The organism is Streptomyces albireticuli (assembly GCF_002192455.1).
Taxonomy (GTDB): Bacteria; Actinomycetota; Actinomycetes; order Streptomycetales; family Streptomycetaceae; genus Streptomyces; species Streptomyces albireticuli_B.
Genome location: NZ_CP021744.1, coordinates 1121113 through 1132396 on the forward strand (window position 1 = coordinate 1121113; position 11284 = coordinate 1132396).

The 11284-nt window shown below is 74.3% G+C and carries 10 protein-coding genes; 6 read left to right on the forward strand and 4 right to left on the reverse strand.

All coding sequences use genetic code 11. The features are described from left to right. Positions 1-199: 199 nt before the first annotated feature. Positions 200-1216, reverse strand: coding sequence for a TauD/TfdA family dioxygenase (locus SMD11_RS04790; protein ID WP_087925235.1), 1017 nt, complete (start codon positions 1214-1216; stop codon positions 200-202). Between the two features lie 354 nt (positions 1217-1570). Here SMD11_RS04790 and SMD11_RS04795 point away from each other — a divergent pair, with 354 nt between their 5' ends. From SMD11_RS04795 to SMD11_RS04815, 5 genes are all read left to right on the forward strand, one after another. Continuing rightward, positions 1571-3121: an ABC transporter substrate-binding protein gene (locus SMD11_RS04795; RefSeq protein WP_087925236.1), complete on the forward strand. Its 1551-nt coding sequence runs from the start codon at positions 1571-1573 to the stop codon at positions 3119-3121. Next, positions 3106-4128 carry an ABC transporter permease gene (locus SMD11_RS04800; RefSeq protein WP_418952503.1) on the forward strand — a complete coding sequence of 341 codons (1023 nt, stop codon included), beginning with the start codon at positions 3106-3108 and terminating at the stop codon, positions 4126-4128. The genes SMD11_RS04795 and SMD11_RS04800 overlap by 16 nt, the downstream gene beginning before the upstream one ends. After that, positions 4125-4967 (forward strand): ABC transporter permease, encoded by an 843-nt coding sequence (locus SMD11_RS04805; RefSeq protein WP_087925237.1) that lies wholly within the window; start codon positions 4125-4127, stop codon positions 4965-4967. The genes SMD11_RS04800 and SMD11_RS04805 overlap by 4 nt, the downstream gene beginning before the upstream one ends. Before the next feature lie 121 nt (positions 4968-5088). Next, positions 5089-6555: an ABC transporter ATP-binding protein gene (locus SMD11_RS04810; protein ID WP_087925238.1), complete on the forward strand. Its 1467-nt coding sequence runs from the start codon at positions 5089-5091 to the stop codon at positions 6553-6555. A gap of 95 nt (positions 6556-6650) precedes the next feature. Beyond that, positions 6651-6794, forward strand: coding sequence for a hypothetical protein (locus tag SMD11_RS04815; protein ID WP_234365900.1), 144 nt, complete (start codon positions 6651-6653; stop codon positions 6792-6794). 92 nt (positions 6795-6886) lie between these two features. Here SMD11_RS04815 and SMD11_RS04820 read toward each other — a convergent pair whose 3' ends face one another. From SMD11_RS04820 to SMD11_RS04830, 3 genes are all read right to left on the reverse strand, one after another. Then, a complete protein-coding gene (locus SMD11_RS04820; protein WP_087925239.1) occupies positions 6887-8146 on the reverse strand; it encodes a cytochrome P450 in 1260 nt (419 codons plus the stop codon). Positions 8147-8340: 194 nt separating this feature from the next. Further along, positions 8341-9177 carry a DUF4097 family beta strand repeat-containing protein gene (locus SMD11_RS04825; protein ID WP_087925240.1) on the reverse strand — a complete coding sequence of 279 codons (837 nt, stop codon included), beginning with the start codon at positions 9175-9177 and terminating at the stop codon, positions 8341-8343. A gap of 150 nt (positions 9178-9327) precedes the next feature. After that, positions 9328-9846 (reverse strand): hypothetical protein, encoded by a 519-nt coding sequence (locus tag SMD11_RS04830; protein WP_087925241.1) that lies wholly within the window; start codon positions 9844-9846, stop codon positions 9328-9330. Positions 9847-10281: 435 nt separating this feature from the next. Here SMD11_RS04830 and SMD11_RS04835 point away from each other — a divergent pair, with 435 nt between their 5' ends. Then, positions 10282-11202 carry an SMP-30/gluconolactonase/LRE family protein gene (locus tag SMD11_RS04835; protein ID WP_087925242.1) on the forward strand — a complete coding sequence of 307 codons (921 nt, stop codon included), beginning with the start codon at positions 10282-10284 and terminating at the stop codon, positions 11200-11202. Positions 11203-11284 lie beyond the last annotated feature (82 nt).

The following is an 11284-nucleotide window of genomic DNA, read 5'->3' on the forward strand; positions in this document are numbered from 1 at the left end:
GCGATGGGGTGTTCGGTGAGGGTGATGGGTGCGATCCGGTGCGCGGTGAAGCCTGTGGTGACAGGTAGGTCTTGCGGTGGGCCTGTGGTGGGCAAGGCCGGTGATCGGTGCGGGCCGGCGGTCGGCAGGGGTGACGGCCGGCAGGGGCGGCGGCCGGCAGGGGCGGGACGCCGGTGAGGCCGCGCGGCGGGCGCCGTGCTCAGCCCGCGCCCCGCGTCGCGTACGCCTCCACGGCGGCCTGGCCGTAGCCGTGTTCGGCGGTCTCGGCCGGCGGCCGGGTGGTGCGCCCGGGTACGCGTACGGAGGCGCGCTTGAGCCAGCGGTCGGTGCCGTCGTAGCGGGCCTTGAACGGGACCCGGCCGTGCACCACGAGGTCGTTGTCGATGACGAGGACCTCGCCGGGTTCGAGGCTCACCGCGACGGAAACGCGGGCGAGTTCGGCCTCCAGGCGCCCGCACGCGGCCCGGTAGCCGGGGGTGGCCTTCTCCAGCGGGGTGTAGGCGGGGTCGAAGCGCAGGGTGAGGCCGTCGGGGGAGCGCCAGAGGGTGGGGACGTCCGGTGGCCGCCCGGCCCCGCGCTCGCCCGGGTCCCACACGTTCGTGTAGGCGTCGTCGGGGAGGATGGGCAGCTCGGGGCGGGTGAGCGCGGCGATGTCGTCCTCGTCCAGGCGCACGTGGCGGACGCTCGCGGCGGTGGTGGCGACCCGGTCGTGGTTACGGACGCAGCCGAGCATCAGCAGGTGGGCGCGGCCCGGGTGGAAGGCGTCCTCGGTGTGCGGGCTGAGGAGGACGTCGCTGCTGGCGCCGGTCTGCTCCGCCTCGTGGCCGGGGGCGGGGACGATGTTGTGGACGAAGCGGCCCTCCTGCTGCCCCTCCCAGGCGAGGGGGTCGCCCATGACGGTGGCGAGCAGCAGCATCGCGATGTCGTGGGCGGCGCCGCGGTCCCCCGCCGTTGCCCAGCTCTCGGGCGTGGGGCCCACGGCGATGTCGTCGACGGTCAGGCCGCGCAGCACGAACAGGCCGTCGTCGGTGTCGACGGGCCGCAGGTGCCGCCGGACCGACTCGCTGAGGTCGGCGGCCGACCGGGCGACGTGTCCGAGGAGTTGGGCGGACGTGGCGGAGGTGCCGTACGTGGCGAGGATCGTTCCGGCGGCGTGGTCGACCTCGGCGGCGGCGGTGGGGTCGAGCAGGCGGACGGGTGGGACTCCCGTGCTCATGGCGAAGTGTCCGTTTCCGTGGTGAGGGCGGAGGGATCGTTCCCGGGCATGCCTCGGAAGCGGCCCGAGGGCAGGGCGGAGCCCCGGCCGGGGTCTGTGAGGGGGGTTACGGAAGGTGGCGGAAACTCGGCTGCCGACAGCAGCGGTCGCCTAGGAAACTACCATCGAATTTAGGTAAGGCAACCCTTACCGGACGGTAGTTCGCTTCACCCGATTTTGCCCAATTGCCGGGCGGGAAACGGAGGTTGAGGCCAATTCGTCTTTCGTTTCACGGCCCACGCACAGTTGCGATCACGTCCATTTTCAGGGTAGCCAAACCTAAGTAAGTGCAACTTCTGCGGAACGGGGACTTACGTGATTTGGACAAGGCGTCAGGCGCTCTGGGCCGGCGGCGGCATAGGCACGGCCGCCCTGCTCACCGCGTGCGGCGGCGACAAGGACGCGGCATCCTCACCGGCGGACTCCTCCGGCGGCACCCCCCGGAAAGGCGGCACCCTCCGCGTCGGCGCGCTGGGCCGCGCCTCCGCCACCACACGTGACCCGCACGGCAACCAGGGCAACGAGAGCGACTACCTGATCATCGCCCTCGTCCATGACACCCTCACCGCACCCGGCCTCAAGGACAACACCGTCGGCCGCCTCGCCACCAGCTGGAAACCCTCCGGCGACCTCAAGACCTGGCGCTTCACCCTCGCGAAGGGCGCGACGTTCCACGACGGTTCACCGGTCACCGCCGACGACGTGGTGTGGTCGCTGCGCAGACTCCGCAACACCCCCGCCGGCGCCTCCCGGCTGCCGGGCGTCAAGGCGGAGAACATCACCGCCGACGGCAAGGACACCGTCGTGCTGGTCTCCGACGACGCCAACGCCGAACTGCCCCTGCTGACCCGCCTGTCGACGTTCGTCCTCAAGAAGGACACCCCCGGCAAGGACATCCCCAAGGCCCCGGGCACCGGCCCGTTCAAGCTCGACTGGTTCCGGGGCGGCAACGCCCGGCTGGTGCGCAACGACACGTGGCACGGCGGGCGGGTGCACCTCGACGCCATCGAGGTCACCATGTTCGAGAGCCCCCAGGCCATGGCCAACGCCCTGCTGGGCGGCCAGATCGACCTGGCCTCCAACGTCGGCCCCGTCGCGGCCCGTTCGGCGGCCTCGCGCAAGGACGTCCAGCTCGTCCGCCGGCCGGGCGACATGGCGCTGCCCCTCGTCATGCGCACCGCCGACGGCCCCTTCGCCGACGTCAGGGTCCGCGAGGCCATGAAGCTCGTCGTCGACCGCGAGGCGATGGTCGAGCAGGTCCTCTCCGGCTACGGAACCGTCGCCAACGACGTGCTGGGCACCGCCGACCCGGCCTACGCCAAGGACCTCCCCCGGCGCACGCGCGACCTCGCCAAGGCCAGGAAGCTGCTCGCCGAGGCGGGCTTCGACCTGTCCAGGACCTACGAGCTCGTCACCACCGAGGACGTCCCCGGACTGGCCGAGTCCGCGACCCTGTTCGCCAACCACGCCCGCGAGGCCGGCGTCAAGGTCAAGGTCGTCAAGCAGGAGTCGGGCGCCTTCTACGAGAAGACCTGGCTCAAGGGCTCCTTCTACACCAACTACTGGGGCACCAACGACTCCGTGATCTTCCTCGCCGCCAAGATGATCACCGGCGCCGGGCAGAACGAGGCCGGCTGGTCGGACCCGGGCTTCGACAGCGCGTACCGCAAGGCCGTCGGCGCCGCCGACGAGAAGGCCCGCGCCACGGCCCTCCGCGAGCTCCAGCGCATCGAGCACGACCGGTCCGGCTATCTGCTGTGGGGCGTGGCCGACGGCATCGACCTGGCCGGCTCCAAGGTGCGCGACCTGCCCAAGCTGCCCGGCTACGGACGGGTTCAGCTCGAACGCGTCTGGCTGGCCCGTTGAGCGGGACGGCGACGGAACGGACCGAGGCCGCCACTCCCCCGGTGGCGGCCCCGGCCCCGCGCCGTGCCGCGGCGGCGGCCCTCGGCGCCGGCGTGGTGCTCGCCAAGCGCGCCCTGATGCTGGCCGTGCTGCTCGCCGCCGTGTTCGCCGCCGTCGAACTGCTGCCCGGCGACGCCGCGTCGGCCACCTCCGACCGCGGCGAGAGCGCCGCCGACGCCGCGGCCCGCCGCCGTCTGCTCGGCCTGGACCGGCCGGTGTGGGAGCGGTTCCTGGACTGGATGACGGCCCTGCCCACCGGCGACCTCGGCACCTCCGCCCGCGGCGAGCACGTCACCGACCTGCTCTCCGCGCCCTTCCCCAACACCCTCCTGCTCGGCGGCACGGCCTTCGCCGCGACCCTCGCCACGGCGCTCGCCCTGGGCTGCTGGGCGGCCCTGCGCCCGGGCGGCCCGGTCGACCGGATCGTCAACGTCACCTCCGGTATCACCCTGGCCCTGCCCGAATTCGTGGTCTCCGTCGGCCTGTTGCTGCCGCTGTCCCTGTGGACCGGCTGGCTGCCCGCCGTCACCCTCACCGCCCCCGACGGCGCGCCCGCCTCCTGGACCATGCTGGTCATGCCCGTCCTGGCCCTCACCGTGCCGCAGGCCGGCTGGAACGCCCGCATCGTCCGCGGCGCCCTGGCCGACCAGGCCGGCGCCCCGCACGTGAGCGCCGCCCGGCTGGACGGCCTGTCCCCCCGGCGCGTGCTGCTCCGGCACGCGCTCCCCGGCGCGTGGCCCGCGATCGCCACGGGCGCCGCGACGTCCACCGGGATGCTGCTGGGCGGCGCCGTCGTCGTGGAGACCCTCTTCAACTACCCCGGCCTCGGCACCGTCCTGGCCGGTGCCGTGAGCGACCGCGACACACCGGTCATCGCCGGGGTCGTGGCCTGCACCGGGGCCGTCATCAGCCTCGTCCTGCTGTGCGCCGACGTCATCCGCGCCCGCACCCTGGGAGCCCGCCCATGAGCTCCGCCGCCCTCACCCCCGCCCGCGCCCCGCGCGCCCGGGCCCGCGTGCTCCTCGCGGTGGCTCCCGGCGCCCTGCTGACCCTGCTCGCGCTGACCGGGCCGCTGTTCGCCCCGCGCCCGATGGACGAACCGGTCACCGCGCCCTACGCCCCGCCCGGCACCGCGGCACTCCTCGGCGGCGACCAGCTCGGCCGCGACGTGCTGAGCCGGATGCTGCACGGCGGCAGCGCCCTCATCGGCAGCGCCCTGGCCGTCGCCGTCACCGTCACCGCCGTGGCCGCCGTGCTCGGCTGCTTCGCCGTGCTCTCCCCCACCGTGGGGCGGCTCGTCGAGCGCGGCGCCGACATCGCCATCCTGCTGCCGCCGGTGCTGGGCATGATGCTGCTCGCCCTGGCCTGGCCCGGCGGCGGGCGGTTCGCCGTCATGGCCGCCGCCCTCGCGCTCGGCGTCCCGTACGCCGTGCGCGTCGTCGCGAGCGCGGCCGCCCCCGTCGCCGCGTCCGGCTTCGTCGAGGCGGCCGCCGCGGGCGGCGAACGGCTGTGGCACCTGGCGCTGCGCGAGGTGCTGCCCAACCTGCGCGCCACCGTCCTCGCCCTGTTCGGCCTGCGCTTCGTCGCCGCCGTCTACGTCATCTCGATGGCCGGCTTCCTCCAGCTCGGGCCCCGGCCGCCCGCCGCCGACTGGGCGCTGATGATCCGGGAGAACGCCCCCGGCGCCCTCCTCAACCCCTGGGCCGTCGTCGCGCCCAGCCTCGCCATCGGGCTCCTGGCCGTGAGCGTCAACCTCGCCGCCGACGCGCTCACGCCGGCGGCGCGGCGCGCGGCGGCGGGCACCTGATGACTCCCGGGGAGCGGCGGGAGACTGCCGCGGGCGCACCCACACCGGCGGCCCAGCCGCTCCCCGGCCCGCGCCGCCGCCCCGGCCCGCGACCCTTCACCCGTAGGGAGCCTCCCCGGCCATGACCGAGACCCCGCCGACCGTGGTCGGCGTCACCGACCTGGAGATATCCATACCGGGCGGCCCCACCCTGCTGGGCAAGGCCGGCCTCACCCTCCGGCCCGGCCGGATCACCGCCCTCACCGGCCCCTCCGGCTCCGGCAAGTCCACCCTGCTGCGGGCCGTGATCGGCGAGCTGCCCGCCGGGGCGCGGGTCGTCTCGGGGACCGTCGACGTCCTCGGCCAGGACGTCCTCGCCCTGCCCGAGGACCGGCTGCGCGCGCTGCGCCGCCACCGCGTCGCCTACGTCGGCCAGGACCCCGGCTCCGCCCTCGACCCCCGGATGCGGGTCCGGCACCTCGTCGCCGAGACGGCGGCGGACCCGTCCCCGCGCGCCGTCCGGGACCTGCTCGCCGAGTGCCGGCTGCCCGTGGGGGACGGGCTGCCCGACCGCCGCCCCGGCGCCCTCTCCGGCGGACAGCAGCGCAGGGTGGCGCTGGCCCGCGCCCTCGCCCGGCGGCCCGACGTGCTCCTGCTGGACGAGCCCACGGCCGGGCTCGACACCGCGCTGCGCGACGAGATCGCCGACCTGCTGCGCCACCTGGCGACCAGCCGCGGGCTCGCGATCGTCCTCGCCTGCCACGACCCCGCACTCGTCGAACGCTGCGCCGACGACGTCGTGGACCTCGGCCCGGCCGCCCGTACGGCGCCGGGCCCCGCCACCGCGCCCGTGGCCCGGCCGGCGGTCCTCCCCGTGAGCGGCGCGCCGGGGGCGGGGCTGGCGGCCGAAGGAGTCACCGTGACGTTCATCCAGCGCGGCCGGAACCACCGCGCCCTGGCCGGGGCCGACTTCGCGGTGGCCCCCGGCGGTGCCACCGGCGTCATCGGGCCGTCGGGCTCCGGCAAGACCACGCTGCTGCGCGTCCTGGCCGGGCTGCAACGGCCGGACGCGGGCGGGCTCACCCTCGACGGCCGCGCGCTGCCCGCCCTGGCCCGCCGGCGCGGCCGTACGGAGCGGCGCCGTGTCCAGCTCGTCCCGCAGAACCCCCTGGGCGCCCTCAACCCTGCCCGTACCGTCGGTGCCACGCTGGCCAGGCCCCTCCGGCTGCACCGGGCGGCGGCGCGGTCCGAGCTCGCCGGCCGGGTCGCCGGACTCCTCGACCAGGTGGGCCTGCCGGCGGGCTTCGCCCGCCGCTACCCCCACGAGCTGTCCGGCGGCCAGCGGCAGCGCGTGTCCATCGCCCGCGCCCTGGCCCCGGGCCCCGACGTCCTGCTGTGCGACGAGGTGACGTCCGCTCTCGACCCCGGCACGGCCGGCGCCGTGCTGGAACTCCTCACCCGGCTCAGGGCCGAACGGGGGCTGGCGCTGGTGCTCGTCAGCCACGAGCTCCACCTCGTGGCCGCGCACACCGACACGGTCCACGTACTCGAAGCGGGCCGGGTCACCGCGACCGGGGACACCCGGCGGATGCTCCCGGTGGTGGGATGAACCGCGCCGTCCGGTGAGGCGGGCGGCGCCCCGCGCAGGAGTTCACCCGGCGCGGTCTGCTCCCGTACGTCCTGGACACCGTCCGCGGGGTCCGCATGCGCTGCGGCGACGTCACCTTCCGGGTGCGGTTCGCGCCCGGGACCGCGCCGCAGGCCTACTACTTCACGGTCTTCGCCGTGCAGAACCTCGCCGTCTCCACCGCCCGGCGGCACTTCGGCGCCGTCCCGCGCGGCGACTGAGGCACCGGCGCCCGGAGGGGACGCCGGGGAGCCCCCGCTCCCCCGGGATCGCCGGGGGAACAGGGGCGACGGGCTTTGCCGCTTTCCGCCGGTTACCGGTCCCAGGTGACCGGGAGCCGGTGCACGCCGTAGATGTTCTGGTCGGTGCGCAGCGGCACCTCCTCGGGCCGGCAGGCGAGCCGCAGCGTCGGGAAGCGGGTGAACAGGGCGGGGAAGGCGACCCGCATCTCGACGCGGGCGAGCTGCTGGCCCAGGCACTGGTGGATGCCGTGGCCGAAGGCCATGTGCCCGGTGGTCGCGCGCTTCAGGTCGAGGACGTCCGGGTCGGGGAACCGCTCCGGGTCACGGTTGGCGGCCTGCACCGCGAGGATGACGGTCTCGCCGGCCCTGATCAGCTGGCCGCCCAGCTCCACGTCCTCCAGGGCCGCCCGGAATCCGGTGTGGGTGATGGTGAGGTAGCGGAGGAGTTCCTCGACGGCCTGGTCGGCGAGTTCCGGCTCGGCGCGCAGGGCGGCGGCCTGGCCAGGGTTCCGCAGCAGGGCGAAGGTGCCGAGCCCGAGCATGTTCGCGGTGGTGTCGAGGCCGGCGGCCAGCAGGAAGCTGCCTATGCCGGAGAGTTCCTCGTCGGTGAGGTCGGTGGTGGTCAGGTCGCTGAGCAGGTCGTCGGTGGGGCGGGCGCGCTTGGCCGGGACGAGCGCGTGGACCTTCTCGGTGAGCGCGGTCAGGGCATCCATCATCTGTTCCAGGGTCGCCTCCGGGTCGCTCATCCCCGCGGCGGTGCGCTGGAAGTCCTCGCGCTCGGCCTCGGGCACGCCCAGCAGTTCGCAGATCATCAGCGCGGGTACGGGGTGGGCGAAGGCCGACACCAGATCGACCGGCGGCCCCATGCGCTCCATGGCGTCGAGGCGCTCGGCGGTGATCTCCTCGACCCGCGCGGTCAGGGCCCGCATCCGGCGGACCGTGAACTTCCCCATGAGCAGGCGCCGGTAGCGGGTGTGCTCGGGGGCGTCGATGCCCGTGAGGTCCCCGACCGGCGCCGGGGGCAGGCCGCCTTCGGGGGAGCCCGGGACGGGAAGGTGCAGGAGCTCGTAGCGTGAGCTGAAGCGGCGGTCGGCGAGGACCGCGCGGACCGTCGCGTGACTGGTCGCCAGCCAGCCCAGGTGGCCGTCGGGGAAGCGCATCCGCCGCAGCGGGCTCTCCGTGCGCAGCGCCGCCAGCTCGGCGGGCGGATCGAAGGGGCAGCCGGCGGGGCGGCTGGTGGGCAGGGTCGCGAGCTCGGGGTGCGGGGCCGTCTCGTGGGTGATCTCTTCGGTGATCTCTTGGTACGGAGCGGTCGACGGTTCGCGGTGCATGGTGTCCTCCTGAACAGAGTGCAGAGTGACGTGCGTGAACAGGCGAAAGGCGTGCGGAAGCACGCGAGGTCTGATGGCGTGCGAGGGCATGCGGTGACGTGCGAGGGTCACGCGCGTGCGGTGATGTGCCGGAGGCTCACGAACGGCGGATCATGAGCGGCGGTTCATGAGCGGACCGGCCACAAGGGGGGGTGTCACGAGCGGCGGATCACGATGTCGCCGATCCCGGTGCGGGCGCGCACCTCGACGGTGTCGTCGGTGCTGCCGGGGCCCTCGGCCGGGCCGAGGGAGTTGCGGACGCCGCCGAAGCGGGTGCTGACGTCGAGCCAGGCGGCGGTGGACTCACGGATGCCGATCTCCAGATCGCCCATGGCCGTCTGGAGCGTCACCTTGCCGCGCGCCACCTCGTCGATCCTGATGCCGCCCTTGGCGGACTTGGCGTCCACGCCGGCGTGCGCGACGCCGACGGAGATACGGCCGTTGGAGGAGTTCACCCGGAGGTCCCCGGCGACCTCGTCGATCTCGGTGTCGCCGTCGACGTTCTTGACGATCGCGGCACCCGCGACATGGCCGATGCCGATCCGGCCCGCGCCGGCGACCTCGGCGTCGCCGGTCACCCGGGCCACCCGTACGTCACCGTGACCGGTCCTCAGGTTCACGGCCGTCGCCTCGGCGACCTGGATGTCACCGAGCGAGGACTTGAGCCGGCATTCGCCGAGCGGGCCCTCGGTGACGAAGTCCGCCAGCGGCGAGACGCCCAGGACGTCCGAGCCGGCCGGCAGCTCGACGCTCACGTCGAGCGAACCCGCCCGGCCTAACAGGGAGCGCTTCCTGGGGCCCCTCACCACGAGCTTGCCGCCCGAGAAGGTGACTTCGGTCTGCTGAGCGGCACGGACGTCGGTGCTGTCCGCGCCGTCGGTGGGGAGCACCTCGACGACCGTGTCGGCGCGCTCGCCCGCGGTGATCCGGGCGGACCCGATGTCGAACTCAAGGGTGGCGGAGATCGGTCCGGGGGTGTCGAAAGTGGGCATGGCTGTGCCGTCCTCATGGCTGTGGTGGGTGATTCCGCTGATGAGGTGGGGCGGAGGGATGACACCGGGTCCGGGGCGCCGCGCCCCGGGGCCTACGGTTCCGCGCCGGCGCGCGGTGTCCTCGGATGCCGGACGGGACGGATCGCCGCCTCAGCGGACCCAGCCCTTGTAGCCCTGGCCCCCTCTGTGGCGGGTACGCCCCGTGGGCCGGTCCGGCTCTGCGGGCTCCAGGGCGGTGGCGACGGCCCGTACCAGCCAGGCGTTGGCCGAGAGTCCCTCCCGGCCCGCCGCGTCCTCGATCCGGTTCTTCAGGTGGGCGGGAAGGCGGAAGTTGATCCGCGCCGTACCGCCGTCGTCCCCCTCCGAGGGCGCGGGCGGCAGCGGCGCCCGTTCCCGGCCGTCGGCCTCCTCGTACGCCTCCGTGGCCGGCGGCGGTGTCACCACGAACTCGGGGTCGAGCCCGCGCAGCCGTACGTCGACCGAACCCGGCGCGAGATCGCGGGTGACCTCCCCCATGGCGGCGGACAGCGCGCTCAGCAGCGTGAGCCGGGTGGCGGACTCCAGAGGCGCGACGAGCCGCTCGGCCAGGGCTCGGGCCTCTTCGCCACCGGCGTTCGCGGCGACCGCGAGTTCGCGGCGGAGGTTCTCGACGTAGGGCGTGAGGTCCATGACGCCATCATGGCACCATGTTGGCGCCATCGCAAGGCGGTTGGCGCATGAGTGGCGCCGCGTGGCGCCATGTGGCGCCGCGAGGGGGGGCGGGGGCGGGGTGCGGGGGGGCGGGTCGCCGCTGCGCGGGGCTTTTCCCCAGCCCCGCCCCTTCCCGAACCGGGGCTCCGCCCCGGACCCCGGTCCTCAAACGCCGGACGGGCTGAGTTGTTGCCCGGAACCGGGCAAAATCCAGCCCGGCTGGGGGCACCTCCCAGCGGTAGCTGGGGGAGTTTGAGGCCACCGCGCGTCAGCGCGGAAAAAGGGGTCTGGGGGCGAAGCCCCCAGTTACGGGAAGGGGCGGGGCTGGGGAAAACCCCCGAAACCCCACCCCGCAGCCCCCCTTCGCACGCAACTCACTGGTAACCCCCCACCCACCCCGATACAACCGACCCCATGAACATTCGCTCAGCAGCAATCGCCACCACCCTCCTCACCGCCCTCACCCTCGGCGCCACCACCGCCTCCCCCGCCCAGGCGACGCCCCTCCCCCACTGCGCCGCACCCGCCCGCCTCGACGTCTTCCGGGAGGGCGGCGTTCCGCTGCTGGACTGGCGGGAGAACCTGGAGTTCGACGGGCGCGGCACGCTCTGGGTGGCGCATCTGACGAAGAACCGGGTCGAGGGGTACGCCCCCGACGGGACCATGAGGACCAGCTTCCCGGTGAGCGGTCCGGGCGCCATCCGGCGTGGCCCGGACGGCATGATGTACGTCAACTACGGGGTGAATCCCCTGACTCCGCGCGCCGGCATCGTGCGGTTCGACCCGGCCGCCGCGCAGCCGAGGGCCGAGAAGGTCGTGGAGGGGATATCCGGCATCAACGGCCTCGCCATCGACGCCGAGGGCAACTTCTACCTCAGCCGCGAGCTGGCCACCGGCATCCTCAAGATCCGCCCGGACGGGACGCGGGACGAGGCGTGGACGAAGGCCGCGAACGTCTTCGGCGCCAACGGCCTGGAGATCGTGGGCGACCAGCTGTACGCGAGCGTCATCACCGACACCACCTCCCCGATCGTGCGGATCCCGCTCAAGGACCCGGCGGCCCGCACCACGGTCGTCAGGCTCAGCCACAACATCCTGGACACCAAGGTCCTCGACGACCTCACCCAGTTCAACGGTGGCCTGGTGGTCGCGAGCTTCCGCAAGGGCCAGCTGCTCCGGGTGGACCCGGCGACCGGAGGGACCTGTGTCCTGGCCGAGGGGCTGCGGATGCCCAGCAGCGTGCGCGTCGCCCGCGCCTTCGGGGACAACGACCCGCGGCGCGTCCTCTTCGTCGTCGAGGCGTCCGGCCGCGTCGTCAAGGTGACGGTCGGCTGAGGAAGCAGGGCCGGGGAAGCGGAGCCGGGGCGGCGGGAACGACCGTATGAGCGCGGCCCGCCGGACTGGTATCCGGCGGGCC

Bases quoted from the DNA above. Each gene is read 5' to 3' on its own strand.
- SMD11_RS04790 (WP_087925235.1), bottom strand. From the start codon at position 1,216: ATGAGCACGGGAGTCCCACCCGTCCGCCTGCTCGACCCCACCGCCGCC.
- SMD11_RS04805 (WP_087925237.1), top strand. From the start codon at position 4,125: ATGAGCTCCGCCGCCCTCACCCCCGCCCGCGCCCCGCGCGCCCGGGCC.
- SMD11_RS04810 (WP_087925238.1), top strand. From the start codon at position 5,089: ATGACCGAGACCCCGCCGACCGTGGTCGGCGTCACCGACCTGGAGATA.
- SMD11_RS04815 (WP_234365900.1), top strand. From the start codon at position 6,651: ATGCGCTGCGGCGACGTCACCTTCCGGGTGCGGTTCGCGCCCGGGACC.
- SMD11_RS04820 (WP_087925239.1), bottom strand. From the start codon at position 8,146: ATGCACCGCGAACCGTCGACCGCTCCGTACCAAGAGATCACCGAAGAG.
- SMD11_RS04825 (WP_087925240.1), bottom strand. From the start codon at position 9,177: ATGCCCACTTTCGACACCCCCGGACCGATCTCCGCCACCCTTGAGTTC.
- SMD11_RS04830 (WP_087925241.1), bottom strand. From the start codon at position 9,846: ATGGACCTCACGCCCTACGTCGAGAACCTCCGCCGCGAACTCGCGGTC.
- SMD11_RS04835 (WP_087925242.1), top strand. From the start codon at position 10,282: ATGAACATTCGCTCAGCAGCAATCGCCACCACCCTCCTCACCGCCCTC.